Consider the following 19,847-nt stretch of genomic DNA (forward strand, 5'->3'; position numbering starts at 1 on the left):
ACTGGAAGTAAAACCCCCACTGATTGAAGTTTCACTTTATCGTTTTAGACAAGAAACAAGAAATATATAACGGAGTATGTGAAATTTGACTTTTTATGTTGGAAAGGGTTACTTTAAGAAAGGAGAATATATAGAAAGTAGGAGAAGCCTAAGATGCAGAGAAAGGTAATTTTACTATTACTCATTCCATTACTTCTTTTTTCTGCTGCACCGATTCAAGCAGAAGAAATAGGAGAAAATGGTTGGCAAGATGAAATGATATATTCATTAATGATTGATAGATTTAGTAATGGGGATCAAACAAATGACTTTGATGTTGATTTCTCCGATCCACTTGCATACCATGGTGGGGATATTCAAGGGATTATTGATCGGCTTGATTTTATTACTGATATGGGATTTACTACAATTTTATTAACCCCCATTTTCAAAAATGGACCAGATGGATATGATGGATACTCGGTTGAGGACTATTTTGAAGTGGATGAGCATTTTGGTACAATAGAATTATTTAAAAAACTAGTTTCAAAAGCTCACGATAAAAATTTGAAGATCATCCTTGATCTTGGTTTGCGAAATAGCACTAATTCATTCAATGAAGCTGAAATCTTAAAAGCTGCAAAATGGTGGATTACTGAAACAGATGTTGATGGTTATAAGCTAGATTCTATTGACTTACTTCCAAAAGACTTCTTGACCACATTATCAAAAACAGTTAAGGCTGAGAAGAAGGATTTTTTCTTATTAGGACAACCTACCGATCTGGATAATCCTCAAGATTTAGCAGAGATCACAAAGCTTGGAATTGATTCTGTACTAAATATTCCGGTATATAAAGAGGTCGCATCATCATTCAGTGTACCAGATCGTCAATTAGAACAAGTTGAGGAAATTTTGAATCATAGTCATGAGGTATATGAAAATCCCAATTTATTAGCTAATTTCATAGATAATCAAGATACGGTTCGTTTTACATATTTATCTGCAGAGGAAAATGAACATCCTGTTCCAAGAATTAAGGTTGCTTTATCATACTTATATACGATGCCAGGAATTCCAGTTGTTTACTATGGTACTGAGATTGCCTTAAACGGAAAGGAAACCCCAGATAATCGTGGAATGATGGACTTTCGAACAGAAAAGGATCTTATTGAATATATTGGCTTATTAGGAAAAGTGAGACAATCAATTCCTGCTCTTACAAAAGGGGATTTCGAATTAATTTCAAATCAAGACGGTATGATTGTTTTTAAAAGAGACTATGAAGAACAATCGATCATTGTTGCGATAAATAATACTACGAAATCACAAAAAGTAACATTATCGAATGACATAGTCGACACAAGTAAAGAATTAAGAGGGCTTTTAACGGAAGATCTCATTCGACCAAATGATGGGAAATTTGATGTAATTGTTGACCGAGATATTGCAGAAGTATATCTTGTTCAAAACGATACTGGAATTAATTATTGGTTATTAATTACGGTCATTATTATTCCAATACTCATGCTCACTTTCCTATATATTAATAAAAGAAAACATAGCCCAAAGGTATAAAATAAGAAAGAAGCATCATCGATAATGGTGATGCTTCTTTTAAATGTTCAGAACGCATTTATATTATAAAACATTAAAATACCTTGCCTCAGGATGTGCAAAAACGATTGCTGTTACGGATGCTTCTGGCTCCATCATAAATCCGTCAGTTAGCTGAACGCCAATATCCTCTGGGCTAATTAGTCGGAATAATTTTTCTTGATCCTCGATGTTAGGACAAGCGGGATACCCAAAGGAGAAACGCTGTCCTTGGTATTTAGCTGCAAATCGATCCTGCATTGTAAAGTCTGGACCATCTGGAAATCCCCATTGATCTCTCATCATTTGATGAATCCGTTCCGCAAAGCCTTCTGCAGTTTCTAACGCTAATGCTTGAATCGCGTGACACTTTAAGAAATCACCGTCAGCTTTATACTGATCGGCTAGCTCTCTAATCCCACGTCCAGCTGTTACTGAGAAAAATCCTACATAATCCATCACACCGCTATCTTTAGATTTAAGAAAATCAGCAAGACAAAGGAAAGAACCTTTTTCCTGTCGCGGAAACGTAAAAGTTTCAATAACTGTTTTCTTATCAGTAGGATCATAAATAATAACAGACTCCCCGTCACTTTGGGCAGGAAAAAATTGATATACTGCAGAAGGAAGGATTAGATTTTGCTTTTTAGCTAGAGCTAATAAATCATCGATCACTTCTTTTAGACTAAGGGCCTTTTCATCCTTTTGAGCAATTAATTTTTGCACCTTTCCTTTTAATCCTAAATGATGTCCAAGCAACATTTGCATATTAATATAAGGTTCAATTTGTGCTAAATCGAAATGCTTCAATACATGCCTTTTCAAATCAGTCGGTGTAAAGACTTGTACGTCTGTTGATACTTTAGAGCGGTTTTTAACTGCTGTTGCTGCTTGCTTCTTTAGTTGTAAAAATTCCTCTGGCAATACTGCATTTCTTGCCTTTTCACGCTTGGACTCAAGTTCTCTTAAAAATTCTGGTAGCGTATCCTTTGCTTGTAAACGGTTCGCAAGTGAAAGTCCGTCCATCGCATCCTTTGCATATAATACAGTTCCGGAATAATCAGGAGCTATTTTGTTATCAGTGAATTTTCTTGAAAGTGCTGCCCCTCCAACTAAAAGAGGAATTGAAATGCCAGCTTGTTGTAAATCCTGAGCAGTAACAGCCATTTGTTGTGCTGACTTAACTAATAGCCCTGAAAGACCGATTATATCTGGTTTTTCCTCTTCTATTGCGGCAATTAAGGTCTGAGGCGTCACTTTGATTCCCAGATCAACAACCTTAAAGCCGTTATTACTTAAAATAATATCTACTAAGTTTTTCCCAATATCGTGAACATCACCTTTTACGGTTGCTAATATTACTTTTCCTTTACCACTATCATCTTTTTTATCCATATAAGGTTCTAGAAAGGCAACAGATGTCTTCATTACCTCTGCACTTTGTAATACTTCGGCTACGATTAGTTCATTATTATTAAAAAGCACTCCGACCTTGGCCATTCCATCCATCAAAGGGCCGTTAATAATATCGAGGGGGTCGGAATATTGATCTAGGGCTTGCTCTAGATCAGGTAATAATCCTTCCTTTGTTCCCTCAACTACATAATAAGCAAGTCGTTCTTCCAAGCTTAAATTGGACGCCTGTATTTTTGATTCTTTCTTTTTTCCTCGATAAGTTTCAGTAAATCGTTCTAGTGTTTGATCGTCTGTATGAAAAAGCAACTGTTCTGAAAGCTCAATTTCCTCTTTAGGAATCGATGCAAAACGTTCTAATTTTTCTGTATTGACAATCGCGTAATCTAAGCCAGCTTGTGTACAATGGTATAAATATACGGAATTTAATACTTCTCGCCCAACAGGTGGTAGACCAAATGAAACATTACTTACTCCTAATATCGTTAAACATTCGGGAAGGTTCTCCTTAATTAAGCGTATGCCCCTTACTGTTTCATTCGCAGAACCAATATACTGTTCATCTCCGGTTCCAACCGGAAAAACAAGTGGATCAAATATGAGATCCTTAGGATTCAATCCGTATTTATTTACTAATAAATCATGTGAACGTATGGCAACCTCAAGTTTCCGTTCAGCCGTTACAGCCATTCCAATCTCATCGATCGTACCAACAACAACTGCAGCACCAAACTTCTTAATTAAGGGAACCACTTTTTCAAACCGATCTTCACCATCCTCAAGGTTAATCGAGTTAATAATTACTTTACCTTGAGAATATAACAATGCACGTTCAATGACCTTTTCATCTGTTGAATCAATTACAAGTGGAACTTTCACTTTCTTCGTTACATGCTGAATAAAATTTTCCATATCAGCTAGTTCGTCACGATCCGGGTCAGCCAAACAAATATCAATAACATGTGCACCATTTTTAACCTGAGCACGCGCAATTTCGGAAGCCTCTTCGTATTTTCCCTCTGATATTAGCCGTTTAAACTTTCTTGATCCAATTACATTCGTACGCTCCCCAACAAATAGGGGACGCATACTGTCATCATATATCAGTGGTTCAATCCCAGATACCGCATGTGGATGAGTTGAAGTAGGTAATTCCCTTGGTTTACAGTCTTTTACAGTTTCAGCAATTGCTTTTATGTGCTCTGGGGTTGTTCCACAACATCCACCGACAAGATTTAACCAGCCTTTTTCTGCAAACCCCTTTAACTTAATTGCTAGTGAGCTTGGCGATTCGTGATAGTGCCCTTCATCATCAGGGAGCCCAGCATTCGGATAACAACTTACAGCAATATTTGCCAAGTCAGAAAGTGAACGAATATGGTCTGTCATGAACTCAGGACCTGTCGCGCAATTAAGCCCGATGGCTATTGGATTCATATGTTCCAATGATAAGTAAAACGCCTCAATATTCTGACCAGCTAATGTTGTTCCCATCGGTTCGATTGTCCCAGATACGATAAGTGGGATGGTTTTACCTGTCTTATTAAATGCATTGCTAATCCCGATATAGCCGGCTTTTACATTTAGCATATCCTGACTTGTTTCGAGCAGCAGGAGGTCAACGCCACCATCAATAAGTCCTCGAGCCTGTTCTTCATATGAATTTATTAAATCCTCAATCGCAATTCCACCTGTAACGGATAATGTTTTTGTAGTAGGGCCCATTGACCCAGCAACAAAACGTGGCCACTCTGCGGTAGAATATTTGATAGCAACCTTTTTTGCTAGTCTTGCAGATTCAACATTTATTTTATAAGCTAAATGGCCAAGTTCATATTCATCTAGAACGATATTGGTAGCACCAAAAGTATTCGTTTCAATAATATCGGCATCTGCCTGTAAATAAGCTTCATGGATTTGCACAATTGTTTCGGGTGAGGTTAAAGAAAGGTACTCATTACAACCATCGTACTTTTCTCCTCCAAAATCCTCTGGTGAAAGGTCTGCTGCTTGGATCATCGTACCCATGGCACCGTCAATAACTAAAATTTTCTTTTGCAGCTGTTGTTGCAACAATAATTCACTCATTAATATACCTTCCTTTCTGTAGTGGCCAGTTGTTTTGCATGGATATAATTTGTTAATTCAACTGTTATTTCATATCGTAAAAATGGCGTGATTAAGTAAATACCATTAAATAATTCATAAGCAGCATCTATTAAAGATTTTGCAATTGAAATCCCTTCCTGCTGCGCCATTATTGGATTATCACTAACAGCTGACATTCTATCTAAGATGGAATCTGATAGTTTTATCCCAGGAACTTCATGATGGATAAATTCTGCATTTCTAGCACTCGTTAATGGCATGATCCCAACGTATATTGGTGTTGATAAATGTTTCGTATGTTCATAAACATCTTCAATTTGTTTTTCATTGAAGAGCGGCTGTGTAATAAAATAATCTGCTCCATATGCAATTTTTTTCTCTAAGCGTTTAACTGCTTTGTCGAGGTGGCGCACATTTGGATTAAAAGCAGCAGCAATCGAAAAATTTGTTTTTTGTCCTAATGGTTTACCAGAGTATGAGATTCCTTCGTTAAACTGTTTTATCAAGCCAATTAGATCAAAAGAGGATAAATCATATACAGACGTTGCCCCAGGGAAATCTCCAATCTTAGAAGGATCTCCGGTAACAGCGAGAACTTCGTTCATCCCAAGTGTATGAAGCCCCATTAAATGCGATTGAAGCCCAATTAAATTTCGATCCCGGCATGTAATATGTATCAATGGATTCATATTATATTGGGTCTTCAAAATAGTACCCACTGCGACATTGCTAATTCTTGGTGAAGCTAGTGAATTATCCGCAAGTGTAATCGCATCAATTCCAGCCTGTTGTAAAGCTTTAGCCCCTTCAATGAATTTTGAAATCCCCAAGCGTTTTGGAGGATCAAGCTCAACAATCACTGACCTTTTTTGTTTTACAATCTCATGGATGGGTGGGGCATTATTCGGGTCTGCGCTTTTAACACTGATTTCATGCTCTTGTTTCTTAACAACCTTATTGGTTATTGGAGGCAATCCTTTTAATGCATTTGATATTGCTTCAATGTGAAGTGGCGTAGTACCACAGCAGCCCCCAATTAATCTAGCACCTTGTTCTCTAAAGTGTTGGGCACTTTCTTCGAAATATTTAGTGTTTTTTTCATATACAAGTCTACCTTCCACATATTCTGGTAAACTTGCATTTGGATAAACTGATAAAAATGACTTATTTGGAATCGGTACCTCTTCTAGTGAACGAATCATATGATATGGCCCTAACCGACAGTTTAACCCTACAACATCTGCTCCAAGTTGTTCTAATTGATTAAATGCCTCAGTAAGATGTGTTCCATCTTGGAGAATGCCAATTTCGTGGAGTGATACATTTGCCACAATTGGTTTATTCGTTTCTTTTCTTGCAATTTCTAAAATGGTTCTGATTTCTTCTAAATCATAGTAAGTTTCAAGTAAAATCCCATCAACTTCTTCATTTAATAAAATATAGAGCTGCTCTCGAAAGCTTCTTTTAATTTCTTCTATTGAAACTGCAGACTTCCTAAAGCTCCGGATCCCACCAATCGTTCCAAGGACATATGCTTGGCTTGCTGCTTTTTTTGCAATCCTTGCTCCAGCTATATTTATTTCCTTAACTTGATCCTCCAAGCCATAACGCGCAAGCTTTTGGTAGTTTGCTCCATATGTATTTGTTTGGATGACATTTGCACCAGCATTAATGTACGCTTCGTGGATAAGTTGTATTTGCTCACTTTTGGATAGATTAAGTTCTTCAAAGCAGCTGTCGACACCATGGGAATAGAGAAGAGTCCCCATAGCACCGTCCGCAATTAATATTTTCTTTTTTAAGTCTTCAAGTAATCCCATGTGACTCCTCCTATTGGTAATAAAGCAATGAAAATAAAAAATAGCCTTCTTAAGAAGAAGGCTATTAATGTATATGCTTCTTCTTATCTTCCGAATTTCAAGGAATTCGCTGGAATTAGCACCTGTTCGATCATGAATGATGTCAGGGGGCTGAAGCGTCATAGGGCCAGTCCCTCAGCTTCTCTTGATAAGAATATGTTATTTAGTTTTTATTACTGTAAAGTTATATTGTATTAAATACTAACGGTAAGTAGCTAGAAAATCAATAGAATTATTTAATTAATGTAAAATTATCGATAATTAATAAATTGAACATCCACTGAAAGGTCTGCTTCACGGACAGCTGAAATGATTTGTTGTAAATCATCTCTACTCTTAGCTGTAACACGTATTTGATCATCTTGGATCTGACTTTTTACCTTCAGACCACTATTTTTAATAATTGTGTTTATTTTTTTTGCATTATCTTTATCGATTCCTTGAACTAGCTTGGCGCGTTGACGAACTGTTCCACCAGAAGCATTTTCAACTTTTCCGTAGTCAAGATTTTTCGTTGCAACCCCACGCTTAATCATCTTGCTAATCAATACGTCCTTTAATTGTTCCAGCTTATACTCGTCATCAGACACAAGGACAAGTTCTTCCTTATCAAGGGAAATATCACTTTTACTACCTTTAAAATCATAACGAGTTTTAATTTCCTTCATTGCAATACTAATTGCATTTGTTACTTCTGGCATTTCGACCTTTGAAACAATATCAAATGAGCTTTCTTTAGACATTGGCTACCTCCAAAAATATATATTTATTTTAATTATAGTAAAATACTACAGATAGAACAACTTATACCAAAACAGATTTCACTTATAAAAAGGTTATGTGGTATAGTTTATTAAGCATAGAACATGAAGGAAGGGTTTTATAAGATGAATGAATTAATACCGGGAACGGTTGTTACGTTAGATGTCGATCGAGAAGCACCATTTGGATATTTTTTAACAAATGGTGAAGAAGATGTTTTATTACATAATAATGAGATTACTGAGGAATTTGATCTAGGTGATGAATTGACAGTATTCTTATTTCAGGATCATCAAGGAAGGCTTGCTGCTTCTATGAAGATACCAACTGCCCAGCTTAATGCATATGATTGGGTGGAAGTCGTGGAAGTGAAGCGTGAGTTAGGTGTGTTTGTCAATATCGGAATAAATAAGGATATTCTTGTTTCAAAGGATGACCTTCATGAAATTTGGGATCTTTGGCCTGAACAAGGGGATCGCTTATATTGTTCATTAAAAACTGATAAAAATGGTCGTCTTTTTGGAAGGCTTGCAACCGAAGATGTCATTCGTACTATTTCCAAAAATGCGGAAAGAAAAGATTATAATAAAAATATAACTGGAACAGTGTACCGGCTGCTATTGGTTGGTTCTTTTATCATCAGTGATGAAGGGTATATTGGTTTTATCCACGAAAGTCAGCGTAAGCGTGAGCCACGCTTAGGTGAAAAGGTACAGGGTCGAATTATTGATGTGAAGGAAGATGGTTCTGTTAATGTTTCATTACTTGCACGCGGCCACGAGGTGATAGGCGATGATGCAGAGCAGATTTACTCATATATGGAAAGCCGTGGTGGAGCAATGCCATATTGGGACAAAAGTGATGCTGAAGAAATAAAAATACGATTTAACATGAGCAAATCAGCTTTCAAACGTGCGCTTGGAAATCTAATGAAGGTAGGCAAAGTGTATCAAGAGGAAGGCTGGACATATTTTAAGAAGGAATAAAAAAGATACCCGAATCGGGTATCTTTTTATCATTTATGATCTGTTTTTTTAGAGTATTGATGCTTACCGTTTTGCCGGTTTTTTTCGCGCATCATATTTTTCTCATGTCGAAGTGCGTTATTATCTTGCGCTTTTTTATCATTATCACTCGTATGTGGCATATTAGAACACTCCTTTTCATGCTTTCAAATGTTAGCATTTCCAGTCATGTTCAAACTATGTAATCTTAGTTGCTTGGCAATTTATTTAAAAAGAAGATCGCGATTGTCCCTGGCCCGGAATGTGAACCTATGACTGCCCCAACATAATTAATATAGACTGATTTACATCCAAACTTTTCTTCAAATAGTCTCTTTAATTCAAGTGCTTCGTCTTCGACATCCCCATGGCTAATTCCAATTGTTTGTTTCGAAAGGTCTACACCGCGTTCCTCCATAATTTCAAGAATTCGTTTATTTACCTTCTTTTTCCCGCGGATTTTTTCAAGAGGGATTAGTTTTCCATCTTCAACATTTAAAATCGGCTTAATATTAAGTAACCCACCAACAAATGCGGAAGCTTTACTAATTCTGCCACCACGTGCTAAATATTCGAGATTATCAACAGTAAAAATATGTTCCATATGAGTGCTGTAAAATTTTACTAATTCAATAATTTCTTCTTTCGTGCCGCCTTTTGCAGCTAACTCAGCAGCCGCCTTCACAACTAAGCCCTCACCCAATGATGCACATTTTGTGTCAATTATGGTAAGGTCCAAATTTTGAAATTCTTCTTCAACCTCTGTTTTCATCATCACCGCTGTTTGATAAGTACCAGAAAGTTCCGATGAAAAAGCGATATAAATTGCTGGTTGATTTTCCTTAGCCAAGTTGGTAAAAAGTTCTTTGAATCGTGCTGGCGATACTTGTGAAGTCGTTGGTGCCTTGCCATTTCTCATCGCATCATATACTTCTTTTGGTTGAATCGAGGTAAGGTCCTCATATGCCTGTCCGTCTAGGTTTACTACTAGTGGAATCAAAGTTACATTTCCATCATTAAAGAACTGCAATGGCAAATCACTTCCACTATCTGTAAGAATTTTAACAGTCATTTTTTCACCTACTTTTTAAATTTTATCATTTCAACTGTTATATCTAACGTAAGTGTATCTAGTAATGATAAAAAATACAATAAAAAGAGTTTTATAATAATATCAACTTTTAATTGAAACTATTTCAGGGTAGATTAAACATGAAAGATATTCCAGGAGGAATGACTTATGATCTTGTCTGAAACGAAAAAAGTAATAATTGTTATCGTTGGGGCTTTATTAAATGCACTAGGTTTAAATTTATTTTTAATCCCAGCTGATGTATATTCAGGTGGTTTTACTGGAATTGCACAGTTGCTATCGAGGGTTCTTGAGGAATTCAGTCCTATCTTTATTTCAACCGGTATATTATTGCTATTATTGAATATACCAGTAGCTATTTTAGGCTGGATGAAAGTTGGTAAATCATTCACATTATATAGCTTTCTTTCTGTCGCTTTGACAACTGTATTTATGGGTATTATCCCACTTGAAAAAGTCTCTGATGATATTTTATTGAATGCAGTATTTGGTGGGGTCATTCAAGCTGTAGGTATCGGACTTACATTAAAATGGGGTGCTTCAACAGGAGGTCTTGATATCATAGCAATGGTTCTTTCGCGAGTCAAGGATCGACCAATTGGTACGTATTTTTTCTCGTTAAATGCGGTCATTATTTTATCTGCAGGTCTACTTTATGGGTGGGAAAAGGCATTATATACACTAGTTGCACTATATGCTTCGACAAGAGTCATTGATATGATCCATACACGACATGTGAAATTAACAGCAATGATTATTACGAAAAAGGCAGATGAATTGAAAAAGGCTATCCATGAAAAGCTTGTGCGAGGAATTACAATGCTGCCAGCGAAGGGCGCCTATTCGAATGAGAGTAAAGATATGTTAATGATTGTAATCACAAGATATGAATTATATGATTTAGAACGAGTGATAAAGGAAGTTGACCCAAATGCTTTTACAAACGTAATCCAATCGATGGGTGTTTTCGGATTTTTTCGGAAGGAGTAGAAACTTTTTTGCTTTGAAATCGACAAATGAGTAAAGGGGTGACATTAATGAAACAAAAATTATTTTTATTATTACTATCAATCATGACTATTTTTATATTTTCTGGATGTGGGGCTAAAGAGGTAAAGCCTGTTAATAGTGGGGAAGACATTACAAAAGAACAACCGATAGATGATAAGGAACCAGGTTTAGTGGAGAATCCTATTGAAAAGCTTGAAACAAATGTGGAAATAGAGCCTAACGAAAGCGAAGCTAATATAATAATTACATTAAAAAATACAAGTGAGAATTCAGTTAATATCATTTTTCCTTCGGGACAAAAATTTGACTTTGTTATTACAAATGAAGCAGGTCATGAAGTATATAGCTATTCAATCGATAAATCATTTGTTCAAGTACTCGAAGAAATAGAATTAAAAGCCGGAACTGAAGAAAGTTGGGTTGAAAAATGGGACTATACGACAAATGATGGAGAACGATTGCCAGCTGGAGAATATAAAATAAGTGCAAAAGTAACCGCTTCGCAAGTAAATGAGCAGAAGGTTGCTTCAAATGATTTGCAATCAAGTAATGCGACTTTTACGATTCCGGTTGGTAATAATGCATTCCGAAATGTAGAGGTTAGCGGTGAGAATGGTGAATATATTGTAACAGGAGAGGCAAGGGTTTTTGAAGCTAGCTTTTTGTATACAGTAGAAGATGGTCATGATTATATTATTAATGAAACTGCCCAAATGGCAAGTGAAGGTGCTCCTGCATGGGCAGAATTTAAAATAGAAATATCAATCCCTAAGGAAAAATTGCCTGAAAATGGTGCATTAATCATTCATCTCTACGAAAAAAGCGCAAAAGACGGCTCAATTATCAACTCTTACAACGCTCTATTGCAACGATTTCAATAAAGATAGGCACCATTTTACAATGGTGCCTAGTTTTTTATTAAATGGTAAGAACCTATAAAGTTTTACGGCTAGACAAAGCTCCTGTGCATTTCTAACTATTGAAGTTGATCTAGTTTATTTTGTAGTTCGCGTAGTTGAACTTTTTCAGCTGTTGTTGAGTTTGCATATGCAGAAGAAAGAGCATTTTTGGCTACGGAAATAGCATCATCAGGTGAAGTGTTTCCTTGTCCATTCACTGCCTGTTTAGCAATTGCTACCGTTTCTCGGGCCTTTTGGAATAACATATTACCCATTTTTAAACTCCCCCTAAAGAGGACTTTTCAACATTTTTCATTTTTTTCTCTTCTGCCTCTGCTAAAGTAGAACGGTACGGAAAGCGTTGTGCATGTTGTTGAACTGCATCAGCACCTTGATGAACAAATCGCTTTGATTTATTACTACCCATCCGTAATTACCTCCTCATATTAACAGCATTAAAGGACGCTTATAACATTGCGTCATTACATAGTCTATAACAAAAAGAAACATTTATAACGGTAATTATTTCTGAAAAAAAGAACTGGCTTTCACCAGTTCTCCCATTATAATGCTTTATTTAGTTTTAAAACTTCTTCCAAGTAGAGAGCAATTCCATCCTCTTCATTAGAAAGTGTCACTTGATTTGCAATATTTTTTAACTGATCAATTGCATTTCCCATCGCGATTCCATGGCCAGCATACTCAATCATTTCAAAATCATTATCCTCATCACCAAAAGCAATAATTCGTTCCGCAGGGATATTATAATGTTTTGCTACCCTCTGAATTCCAACTGCCTTATTCAATCCACTTTTTACAAGCTCAATGACATGCCATGGTGCACCCCATTTGCGATGATCAATTACTTCAGCATGTACATCTGATAAATACTTTCGAATCTTTTGAGCTACTTCCTCATCTGGATGGATTAAAATTGAAGTAGGATCACTTTTTAGGATTCTTCGTAAATCCCCAGTTTCAATATTCGGTGTTCCCATACTAAATACATCAAGTAATGATTCATCATGGTAATGGAAATATACTTCATCAATTACTTCAGCACATATATTTTTTACACGAAATTCTTCGCTTACCTCAACAATGTCTTTAACAATCTTAAGATCCATTGGAGTGTGGTATGTTCCCCAACCCTCATCTAATGGATGGTGTACAAATGCACCATTAAAATTTACAATCGGAGTAGTTAGCCCAAGCTCTTGATAATACATCGCGCTTGAACGAAAAGGACGTCCAGTTGCAATCATGACAATATGACCTTCCTGCTTCGCTTTCAAAAGAACCTCTTTTGATTTAGCTGAAATAGTCTTATCATCCTTCAATAATGTTCCATCTAAGTCAAGTGCTATAATATGCTGTTTCGTCATAATATCTCCTTCACCCCAGTTTTTTCCCTCTCATGTTAAAAATGCTATTCACTAATCAAACAATTTATAATCTAACTTAAACATTAAACGAAAAAATCGTCAAATGAAAAGGAAATTTTTACTTAGATAAAGTATTGATTACCTTACTTTACTTGTAATAAAAAAACGTGTAAGCTATCATTTAATAGCTTACACGTCTTTTTGTTTATCTAATTCCTAAAGCAATCTTCGCATAACGACTCATCATTTCTTTTGACCAAGGAGGACTCCAAACGATATTAACATCTACACCTTTGATTTCAGGTAAGTCAGTAAGAACATGTTTTACATCTGCAGCAATCGTACCAGCAAGTGGACAGCCCATTGATGTTAAAGTCATTGTTACTGTTACAATCCCTTCATCATCCATTTCCACACCGTAGACCAGTCCTAAATTTACAATATCAATCCCTAATTCAGGGTCATTAACTTGCTCCAATGCACCCATTATATTTTCTTCTAACGCTTTGTCCATTTTGAACACTCCTTTCAAGGATTAGCTTATTTCTAGTATACCGAATCATGTTTATAAAGTGAAATAACCTGGCTTAATAACCTCTTAATTGCTGCATTGCTTCAGGGGACATCTTTTCAGGTGACCAAGCAGGCTGCCATACAATGATTACTTCAACATCATTTACTTCATCAAGATAAGAAACAGCATGTTTGACACCACTAGTAATGCTATCGTGCAAAGGACATCCTGGTGTTGTTAATGTCATTTCGATAAAAACATCTTTATTGTCTCTAATATCAATTTCATATATAAGTCCTAAGTCAACTACATTAATATTTAACTCAGGATCAATTACTTGCTTTAATTGTTCAATAATTTGGTCACGTAATTCCATCTGACATTCCTCCTTTTTTATTTCCTTAAAACATTAATGACTGTATAACTAAAAACGAATGTAGCAACTAGTACTAGCCCTTGACCGATGGTGAAAATAAGCAATTGCCCAGTGAAGATTGACACTAGAACAATTAGAACACCAAACAGAAAGCTATAGAAAATCGGATATGCCAGTTTTTCATCAATCAATTGCTTTAAGGTGGGTACATTGCTTTTTCCAATTTCCTTGCTATAACGATGTGTCCACCAAAGAAATGGAATAATTTTATACAAATATCCAAGAATACTACAGACAATCCAGCAGAATATATAAAGGTAAATAAGTAAACCAAAAAATCGATAATGACCTGGAAAGAATGAAAGTACCATTGCAAGTCCATGTATGACAAGACCAAAACTAATTGCATACAGTGAAAAGGTAAATGGCTTATCAAGTTTTTTCTTCAGCCTTGCCTTAATGATTAAATAAATGTGATATGAGAATATTGAAAATCCTATAAATAGAATACTTAATCCTATTTGAAAGAGGTATGTTTCCTCAGTTATAAAGCTAATAATTGAGACAACAAGACCTGCTACATACACGATATATACCCATTTACTTGGCTTCATAGAAAAACCATGTGCTAGTGAAAACATTGGAACCATCTTATAGGAAAATCCAAAAATTAAAAGGGTAAACCAGCCGGTGATTCCTAATAAAATATGGGATTTTAACACTACGATATGATTGAAATCTGTAAGTCCCATACCCATATTAACTGCTAAAAGAATCCCAAGTGTTATCGTAATCAAAAGACAAGCCAGAGCACTGCCTACTAAAAGTGTTAAAATATTCTTCTTAGCTTGCTTTTTCATTGTCATGAACATTTGAAAAATAAATAACAATATTCCAAGTACAGCAATAATACCTGTGATCGCAGCTAATTTAAATGAAAAAGATAAAGTAATCGCAAATCCAGCAATCCCAATTGCACTTATACCGAACTGGAAGAAACCGAACGTTTCACTCCAAATTGGTGTTAAAAAAGCTACAGGTACGAGCTGATACATGGCTCCCATTGCTACCATCAAAGCCCAACCAAGGACTAATAAATGAACTGCAGACAATATCGCTGGTGAACGAAAATATTCTTCTACAATTAAATGACCATTGAAAAGTAGAATCACTTGAGAAGCACAAAAGGCAATAAGACTAAAAATGATAAATGATAACGGCAGCTTGATATTTGTTTCATTTGAAATCGAAGGCATCATGTTAGTAACACCTTATTTCGTAATATCAATTTGAAAGCTGCCATCAGGATTCGGTGTTGTTGTATAAGTACAACCCAAATCATCTAGGTGTTCATACAAAAACATCGGTCTTCTATCATTAATTATTGTTAGTGTTTCACCTTTATTTAATTTCTCAAGTGTTGTTAATGTTCTCATCATCGGTTGAGGGGGTTCAAGTCCTCGGTTATCTAAAATCATGCTTGGTCACCCCGTTTGAAAAAGGTAACCTTCCAATGTTTTTTCTCAATTTGTTCAGACTCATGTGTAAAACCTTTTGCTTTTAAAACCGCAAATAATGGTGTTGGCTTAAATGGTGCATGAAGAATGAATGTGTCACCAGGCTTTAAGGATTTAACTGCCTCCATGATTTTTTGAAAAGGCTCAAGTTTATTTTTAAGATCCTCGCGAACATCTAATTCTACTACTTTTCCTTCTGATTGATTCATCATCATACCTCCTAAATTGTTTCTATATATTAATGATAATCATTTTCAATATAATATTATGTGATTTGTATCACGAGTAGTTAAAAAATTTCGTCATGCAACCTCATATGATCCAGCAGATAAAATCCATCATCGGTAAAATCAACAAATCCCTTCTTCTTTAAAATACTTATAGTTCGACTAATCGTTTCACGTGAAGTTCCAATCATATTTGCCAATTCACGATTTGTAAAATGGGTCGTCAGCTTATAACGATCATTAGCTTTAACACCATTTGTCCTACATAATCGCAGAAGAAGCATAATAATCTGTTCATATGTATTATGTAGAATTTGCTCTTCAAGGCGTTTTTGTAGGTCGATTATCTTTTCACCTAGTACTTTAAAGAGCTTTATACACAGCTCAGGATATTTAATTAAAATTTCTTCGAATTGATCAATGGGTGTAACAATTAATGTCGCATCTTCAATAATTTCTGCATGTGCAGGGTAACCACCTTTGCGGAAGAAACCTGCATGAGGAAACATTTCTCCAGCTTCAAGGACAGAAATAATTTGTTCTTTACCATGCATATCGGTTTTGTAAATTTTCACCTTACCCGATTGAATAAAGAAGACACGATCTAAAGGATCCTCTTGCATAAATACAAGCATTTTCTGCTTATACAAGCGTGATTGTGAGATATCCACAAAAGGTTCAAGCTCTTCTGGCGTAAGCTCCTTAAAAATCGGTACCTCCTTTAATTGAGCCCGGATTAATTGATTAATCATATATGTTCACTCCTATTCTCTCCTGAGAAACATTTTCATCTACATAAAATTGTATCAATATGAGAGAAATAGGCTGTGATTTAAATCATACTCTTTTGGTAGTGTGTGACTGGTTTCACAAAATGGTCACAAAATAAAAGGGGAAATGTTTGTATGAATAAAACTAAAAAGTGGGGTTAATTAAAATGGGAGTTGAAATAATATTGCTAGAAACGTGAAAGGAGGGGTGTCCCTTCCTTCACATGTTCCTTTATTTTTCCTCTTCCTCTGCACAATCAAAACATTTTATCGTCTTTTTATCATCTGAAACGACACCATTAAAAAAGCCTTCTAGGCAATAAATCTCTTTTCCACACCCTGAACATGTACCGACTAGTTCTTTCAAATGAAATCACCTCTTTATTTATTTTCTTCATTATCTCATAATTTTCAGATATATGATTAAAAACATATTGATGATGTGACGTGGTTCACTACATTTTTTTCATCTACTAGGTAAAATGTACCCATAAACACATTAGGAGGAATGAAAAATGGAATTCGCAGCAAAAGTAAATGTACCTGATTATGCACCAAAGGATAAGCATCCTACAATATTTAGAACATTTGATAGTATAAATTCAGGTGAGTTTTTGGAATTAGTTAATGACCACGATCCAAGACCACTTCAATATCAATTTATGATGGAACGCAACGACCAATTTACTTGGGAATACCTTGAAGAAGGCCCGGAAGTGTGGAGAGTAGCGATTGGGAAGAAATAAGTAAAACTATGAGGGCGGGTGTGTATCCGTCCTCTTTTTTAGTATAATAATGGTACGAAAACGTCATTGAAGGAGAAATCGCATTGGTTGCCACATTAACTAAAATAACTGGTATCATCCTAGCAGGAGGCGAGTCTAGAAGGTTTGGAAGCCCGAAAGCATTCGCAAAGTTTAATAATGAGTATTTTTACAAACATGCTATTAATTCACTCCAAAAGAATGTTGACAATATTTTCATCGTTAGCCACCCGTCAATAAAAGCAAGATTTATTAAAAATAAATTAGTAACCGTAATAGAGGATCCCCAAGAATACCAAGGGAATGGCCCGTTGGCAGGCATCCTTGCGACAATGTCGATAGATGAATCTGATTGGTATGTCGTATTACCCTGTGATACACCTCAAGTTACTACAGGACTTATTAAGCAACTTATTTCCTTCATCGACCCGCAAATAGATGCTGTAGTTCCTATCGTAGATGGACGAGCTCAACCACTTATTGCAGTCTATCATTCTAGATTAAAAGATCATATTGAAAAATTACTTATTGAAAAAAAATTCAGGATGCAAGATTTATTAGCCTCTTGTTCGGTTCTATTTGTATCCGAAGAAGATTTAAGCCTTGGTGGAACCGAATTTCACAATATTAATAATCAAGAAGAATATAAAAAATTAAAAAAAGACTCATTGTGATAGAGTTCACATCATAATCTATTATTAAATTATATAATCTTGTAGGGTCAACCTGATTGGAAGGAGGATGGACTTTTACAAGAAAATCCTTATTCCACTAGTAAAGGTTGGAAATGTTTCCTCACTTTTAAAGTATGCAAAGGAAAAGCATACTTAACCTGTAGAACGAATTTCTACAGGTGTTTTTTTGTACAGAGATATAAGTCACCATCATACATCCCTATAATCATAAACCGTGAAAATCACTAATATAATCGTAATAGGAACTGCAAAAAAGGAGGGATATTTCTGAAGATAGGACTTTTGCTTGGCCTTCTTTCCTCGGGTTTCCTACTAATAATGGGCCTATCCACACAAGAATATGAGCAATACTCCGTTATTTCAGGTATTTCAGGAATTGTTTTTTTATTAATTGCTGGTATCCTTTCGGGTTCATTCATTAGTGGTGATCGAATTAGAGCTAATTTTGCAACAGAAACGAAAAGTGACCGTTTGATGAGAAATCGTTGGTTATTTATTTTTTCCCTCATTGGAGCCCCTAATTTGATTGTTGCTCTTCTATTAACAATCAAATATTTGTAAGCCTCAATTTACTTTTCCATTTGTGAACGTTATTCGAATATCTCTCCTTTCTGTGATGAGACTCACATATTTTATTTTGCTGTAGTGCTAAAATGTGCTCATCAAGGATAAGGAGGTTTTCCCATGTTTGAAAGAGATTATAATGAAAATCCATTTATCGTTATATGGGAATTAACAAGAGCGTGCCAATTAAAATGCTTGCATTGTCGTGCAGAAGCACAATATACAAGAGATCCAAGAGAACTTTCTTTTAATGAAGGAAGGAAATTAATAGATGATATTTATGAAATGGACAATCCGATGCTTGTATTTACTGGTGGCGATCCTTTAATGAGGCCGGATGTTTATGATATCGCAGAATATGCAATCAAAAAAGGTGTTCGAGTATCGATGACGCCAAGTGCTACACCAAATGTTACAAAAGAAGCAATTGAAAAAGCGAAGGAAGTAGGCTTGGCACGTTGGGCATTTAGTTTGGATGGTCCAACTGCAGAAATCCATGATCACTTCCGCGGGACACAAGGATCCTTCGATTTAACGATGAATGCGATTAAGTATTTACACGAACTCGAAATACCAATTCAAATTAATACAGTAATTTCTAGATATAATGTACATGTGCTTGAAGAAATGGCGAAGCTTGTGGAAGACCTTGATTGTGTTCTTTGGAGTGTGTTCTTCCTTGTACCAACTGGACGTGGCAAAGATTCCGATATGATTTCACCATTAGAGCATGAGCAGGTTTTCAGATGGCTTTATGAATTAAGTAAGCGAGTGAAGTTTGATATTAAAACTACAGCAGCCCAGCACTACCGTCGCGTTGTTATTCAATCAAAAATGCGTGAAACGAAGGAGGAACAATCAAAAATTAAATATGAAGATGCATTAATGAAAGGGAAGACAGGTCAAATTGATGGCTTAGGAAGGGCTCCAAAAGGAGTAAATGATGGAAATGGGTTTGTATTTATCTCACATATTGGTGATGTCTATCCAAGTGGACTTTTACCAGTAAAAGCGGGGAATGTTAGAGATACACCATTGTCAGACATCTACAGAAATTCTCCAATCTTCCAAGATCTACGAAATCCTGATAAGTATAAAGGTAAATGTGGAGTTTGTGAGTTCCGTCATGTATGTGGAGGATCACGTTCGCGTGCATTTGCGATGACAGGAGATTACATGGAAAGTGAACCGTTCTGTGTGTATATACCTGAAGCTCTTCGTAAAAAAGAAAAAAAGCTAGCAAATTAATGTAAGGGAAGGCTACTAGAAAAATTTCTAGTAGCTTTTCGATTATGTCTAGCTCCAGCGCT

At 35.8% G+C, this 19,847-nt stretch carries 23 protein-coding genes and 1 riboswitch; of the genes, 8 read left to right on the forward strand and 15 right to left on the reverse strand.

Annotation, left to right across the window (positions count from 1 at the left end; all coding sequences use genetic code 11):
• Nucleotides 1-153: 153 nt before the first annotated feature.
• A complete protein-coding gene (locus tag MJG50_RS10895) occupies nucleotides 154-1,557 on the forward strand; it encodes an alpha-amylase family glycosyl hydrolase (RefSeq protein ID WP_240255678.1) in 1,404 nt (467 codons plus the stop codon).
• Nucleotides 1,558-1,620: 63 nt separating this feature from the next.
• On the opposite strand, the gene metH is transcribed toward MJG50_RS10895, so the two are convergent.
• The 3 genes from metH to MJG50_RS10910 form a co-directional block, all read right to left on the reverse strand.
• Complete coding sequence (gene metH / locus MJG50_RS10900; protein WP_240255679.1) at nucleotides 1,621-5,076, reverse strand: methionine synthase; 3,456 nt, start codon at nucleotides 5,074-5,076, stop codon at nucleotides 1,621-1,623.
• Nucleotides 5,076-6,917, reverse strand: a complete 1,842-nt coding sequence (locus MJG50_RS10905; RefSeq protein WP_240255681.1) for a bifunctional homocysteine S-methyltransferase/methylenetetrahydrofolate reductase — start codon at nucleotides 6,915-6,917, stop codon at nucleotides 5,076-5,078. The genes metH and MJG50_RS10905 overlap by 1 nt, the downstream gene beginning before the upstream one ends.
• Before the next feature lie 80 nt (nucleotides 6,918-6,997).
• A riboswitch (SAM riboswitch) is annotated at nucleotides 6,998-7,111 on the reverse strand.
• 96 nt (nucleotides 7,112-7,207) lie between these two features.
• Complete coding sequence (locus MJG50_RS10910) at nucleotides 7,208-7,699, reverse strand: YajQ family cyclic di-GMP-binding protein (RefSeq protein ID WP_240255683.1); 492 nt, start codon at nucleotides 7,697-7,699, stop codon at nucleotides 7,208-7,210.
• 144 nt (nucleotides 7,700-7,843) lie between these two features.
• Between MJG50_RS10910 and MJG50_RS10915 the strand changes: the two genes are divergently transcribed.
• Nucleotides 7,844-8,704: a CvfB family protein gene (locus MJG50_RS10915; protein WP_240255684.1), complete on the forward strand. Its 861-nt coding sequence runs from the start codon at nucleotides 7,844-7,846 to the stop codon at nucleotides 8,702-8,704.
• A gap of 29 nt (nucleotides 8,705-8,733) precedes the next feature.
• On the opposite strand, the gene MJG50_RS10920 is transcribed toward MJG50_RS10915, so the two are convergent.
• A complete protein-coding gene (locus MJG50_RS10920) occupies nucleotides 8,734-8,865 on the reverse strand; it encodes a DUF3941 domain-containing protein (protein WP_240255686.1) in 132 nt (43 codons plus the stop codon).
• A gap of 65 nt (nucleotides 8,866-8,930) precedes the next feature.
• Nucleotides 8,931-9,794, reverse strand: a complete 864-nt coding sequence (locus MJG50_RS10925; RefSeq protein ID WP_240255688.1) for a DegV family protein — start codon at nucleotides 9,792-9,794, stop codon at nucleotides 8,931-8,933.
• A gap of 168 nt (nucleotides 9,795-9,962) precedes the next feature.
• On the opposite strand from MJG50_RS10925, the gene MJG50_RS10930 reads away from it, so the two are divergent.
• Both MJG50_RS10930 and MJG50_RS10935 read left to right on the forward strand, forming a co-directional pair.
• On the forward strand, nucleotides 9,963-10,805 hold the full coding sequence (locus MJG50_RS10930) for a YitT family protein (RefSeq protein WP_240255690.1): 843 nt from the start codon (nucleotides 9,963-9,965) through the stop codon (nucleotides 10,803-10,805).
• Nucleotides 10,806-10,852: 47 nt separating this feature from the next.
• Nucleotides 10,853-11,707 (forward strand): BsuPI-related putative proteinase inhibitor, encoded by an 855-nt coding sequence (locus MJG50_RS10935; RefSeq protein WP_240255692.1) that lies wholly within the window; start codon nucleotides 10,853-10,855, stop codon nucleotides 11,705-11,707.
• 95 nt (nucleotides 11,708-11,802) lie between these two features.
• Here MJG50_RS10935 and MJG50_RS10940 read toward each other — a convergent pair whose 3' ends face one another.
• From MJG50_RS10940 to MJG50_RS22155, 10 genes are all read right to left on the reverse strand, one after another.
• Nucleotides 11,803-12,000, reverse strand: coding sequence for a DUF3813 domain-containing protein (locus MJG50_RS10940; RefSeq protein ID WP_240255694.1), 198 nt, complete (start codon nucleotides 11,998-12,000; stop codon nucleotides 11,803-11,805).
• Nucleotides 12,001-12,002: 2 nt separating this feature from the next.
• Nucleotides 12,003-12,152, reverse strand: coding sequence for a competence protein (locus tag MJG50_RS10945; RefSeq protein ID WP_240255696.1), 150 nt, complete (start codon nucleotides 12,150-12,152; stop codon nucleotides 12,003-12,005).
• 136 nt (nucleotides 12,153-12,288) lie between these two features.
• Nucleotides 12,289-13,110 (reverse strand): Cof-type HAD-IIB family hydrolase, encoded by an 822-nt coding sequence (locus MJG50_RS10950; protein ID WP_275695581.1) that lies wholly within the window; start codon nucleotides 13,108-13,110, stop codon nucleotides 12,289-12,291.
• A gap of 205 nt (nucleotides 13,111-13,315) precedes the next feature.
• Nucleotides 13,316-13,624 carry a metal-sulfur cluster assembly factor gene (locus MJG50_RS10955; RefSeq protein WP_240255698.1) on the reverse strand — a complete coding sequence of 103 codons (309 nt, stop codon included), beginning with the start codon at nucleotides 13,622-13,624 and terminating at the stop codon, nucleotides 13,316-13,318.
• Between the two features lie 73 nt (nucleotides 13,625-13,697).
• Nucleotides 13,698-14,000 (reverse strand): metal-sulfur cluster assembly factor, encoded by a 303-nt coding sequence (locus MJG50_RS10960; RefSeq protein ID WP_240255700.1) that lies wholly within the window; start codon nucleotides 13,998-14,000, stop codon nucleotides 13,698-13,700.
• A gap of 17 nt (nucleotides 14,001-14,017) precedes the next feature.
• Complete coding sequence (locus MJG50_RS10965; RefSeq protein WP_240255702.1) at nucleotides 14,018-15,259, reverse strand: hypothetical protein; 1,242 nt, start codon at nucleotides 15,257-15,259, stop codon at nucleotides 14,018-14,020.
• Between the two features lie 12 nt (nucleotides 15,260-15,271).
• Nucleotides 15,272-15,478 (reverse strand): DUF2249 domain-containing protein, encoded by a 207-nt coding sequence (locus tag MJG50_RS10970; RefSeq protein WP_240255704.1) that lies wholly within the window; start codon nucleotides 15,476-15,478, stop codon nucleotides 15,272-15,274.
• Entirely contained in the window at nucleotides 15,475-15,726 is a 252-nt protein-coding gene (locus MJG50_RS10975; protein ID WP_240255706.1) for a DUF2249 domain-containing protein, read from the reverse strand. Before MJG50_RS10975 ends, MJG50_RS10970 begins: the two co-directional genes overlap by 4 nt.
• A gap of 80 nt (nucleotides 15,727-15,806) precedes the next feature.
• Nucleotides 15,807-16,496, reverse strand: a complete 690-nt coding sequence (locus tag MJG50_RS10980) for a Crp/Fnr family transcriptional regulator (RefSeq protein ID WP_240255708.1) — start codon at nucleotides 16,494-16,496, stop codon at nucleotides 15,807-15,809.
• Nucleotides 16,497-16,746: 250 nt separating this feature from the next.
• Nucleotides 16,747-16,881, reverse strand: a complete 135-nt coding sequence (locus MJG50_RS22155) for a hypothetical protein (protein WP_275695582.1) — start codon at nucleotides 16,879-16,881, stop codon at nucleotides 16,747-16,749.
• Between the two features lie 148 nt (nucleotides 16,882-17,029).
• On the opposite strand from MJG50_RS22155, the gene MJG50_RS10985 reads away from it, so the two are divergent.
• The 4 genes from MJG50_RS10985 (at nucleotide 17,030) to MJG50_RS11000 (ending at nucleotide 19,785) form a co-directional block, all read left to right on the forward strand.
• Nucleotides 17,030-17,260 (forward strand): DUF2249 domain-containing protein, encoded by a 231-nt coding sequence (locus MJG50_RS10985; protein ID WP_240255710.1) that lies wholly within the window; start codon nucleotides 17,030-17,032, stop codon nucleotides 17,258-17,260.
• An 83-nt stretch (nucleotides 17,261-17,343) separates the two neighbouring features.
• Nucleotides 17,344-17,952 (forward strand): molybdenum cofactor guanylyltransferase, encoded by a 609-nt coding sequence (locus tag MJG50_RS10990; protein ID WP_240255712.1) that lies wholly within the window; start codon nucleotides 17,344-17,346, stop codon nucleotides 17,950-17,952.
• A gap of 303 nt (nucleotides 17,953-18,255) precedes the next feature.
• The gene (locus tag MJG50_RS10995; RefSeq protein WP_240255714.1) at nucleotides 18,256-18,534 is read left to right on the forward strand and encodes a DUF5316 domain-containing protein; all 279 of its coding nucleotides are present in this window, start codon (nucleotides 18,256-18,258) and stop codon (nucleotides 18,532-18,534) included.
• Between the two features lie 123 nt (nucleotides 18,535-18,657).
• A complete protein-coding gene (locus MJG50_RS11000) occupies nucleotides 18,658-19,785 on the forward strand; it encodes a TIGR04053 family radical SAM/SPASM domain-containing protein (RefSeq protein WP_240255716.1) in 1,128 nt (375 codons plus the stop codon).
• Nucleotides 19,786-19,847 lie beyond the last annotated feature (62 nt).

The sequence above is a fragment of the Fredinandcohnia quinoae genome (assembly GCF_022427965.1).
GTDB classification, from domain to species: domain Bacteria; phylum Bacillota; class Bacilli; order Bacillales; family Bacillaceae_L; genus Ferdinandcohnia; species Ferdinandcohnia quinoae.

What these genes read in the sequence shown, in the direction of transcription:
- metH (WP_240255679.1), bottom strand. Translation starts at nt 5,076, where the DNA reads ATGAGTGAATTATTGTTGCAACAACAGCTGCAAAAGAAAATTTTAGTT.
- MJG50_RS10955 (WP_240255698.1), bottom strand. Translation starts at nt 13,624, where the DNA reads ATGGACAAAGCGTTAGAAGAAAATATAATGGGTGCATTGGAGCAAGTT.
- MJG50_RS10920 (WP_240255686.1), bottom strand. Translation starts at nt 8,865, where the DNA reads ATGCCACATACGAGTGATAATGATAAAAAAGCGCAAGATAATAACGCA.
- MJG50_RS10935 (WP_240255692.1), top strand. Translation starts at nt 10,853, where the DNA reads ATGAAACAAAAATTATTTTTATTATTACTATCAATCATGACTATTTTT.
- MJG50_RS10965 (WP_240255702.1), bottom strand. Translation starts at nt 15,259, where the DNA reads ATGATGCCTTCGATTTCAAATGAAACAAATATCAAGCTGCCGTTATCA.
- MJG50_RS10925 (WP_240255688.1), bottom strand. Translation starts at nt 9,794, where the DNA reads ATGACTGTTAAAATTCTTACAGATAGTGGAAGTGATTTGCCATTGCAG.
- MJG50_RS11000 (WP_240255716.1), top strand. Translation starts at nt 18,658, where the DNA reads ATGTTTGAAAGAGATTATAATGAAAATCCATTTATCGTTATATGGGAA.
- MJG50_RS10950 (WP_275695581.1), bottom strand. Translation starts at nt 13,110, where the DNA reads ATGACGAAACAGCATATTATAGCACTTGACTTAGATGGAACATTATTG.
- MJG50_RS10915 (WP_240255684.1), top strand. Translation starts at nt 7,844, where the DNA reads ATGAATGAATTAATACCGGGAACGGTTGTTACGTTAGATGTCGATCGA.
- MJG50_RS10985 (WP_240255710.1), top strand. Translation starts at nt 17,030, where the DNA reads ATGGAATTCGCAGCAAAAGTAAATGTACCTGATTATGCACCAAAGGAT.
- MJG50_RS10905 (WP_240255681.1), bottom strand. Translation starts at nt 6,917, where the DNA reads ATGGGATTACTTGAAGACTTAAAAAAGAAAATATTAATTGCGGACGGT.
- MJG50_RS10980 (WP_240255708.1), bottom strand. Translation starts at nt 16,496, where the DNA reads ATGATTAATCAATTAATCCGGGCTCAATTAAAGGAGGTACCGATTTTT.
- MJG50_RS10975 (WP_240255706.1), bottom strand. Translation starts at nt 15,726, where the DNA reads ATGAATCAATCAGAAGGAAAAGTAGTAGAATTAGATGTTCGCGAGGAT.
- MJG50_RS10930 (WP_240255690.1), top strand. Translation starts at nt 9,963, where the DNA reads ATGATCTTGTCTGAAACGAAAAAAGTAATAATTGTTATCGTTGGGGCT.
- MJG50_RS10940 (WP_240255694.1), bottom strand. Translation starts at nt 12,000, where the DNA reads ATGGGTAATATGTTATTCCAAAAGGCCCGAGAAACGGTAGCAATTGCT.
- MJG50_RS10945 (WP_240255696.1), bottom strand. Translation starts at nt 12,152, where the DNA reads ATGGGTAGTAATAAATCAAAGCGATTTGTTCATCAAGGTGCTGATGCA.
- MJG50_RS10960 (WP_240255700.1), bottom strand. Translation starts at nt 14,000, where the DNA reads ATGGAATTACGTGACCAAATTATTGAACAATTAAAGCAAGTAATTGAT.
- MJG50_RS10895 (WP_240255678.1), top strand. Translation starts at nt 154, where the DNA reads ATGCAGAGAAAGGTAATTTTACTATTACTCATTCCATTACTTCTTTTT.
- MJG50_RS10910 (WP_240255683.1), bottom strand. Translation starts at nt 7,699, where the DNA reads ATGTCTAAAGAAAGCTCATTTGATATTGTTTCAAAGGTCGAAATGCCA.
- MJG50_RS10970 (WP_240255704.1), bottom strand. Translation starts at nt 15,478, where the DNA reads ATGATTTTAGATAACCGAGGACTTGAACCCCCTCAACCGATGATGAGA.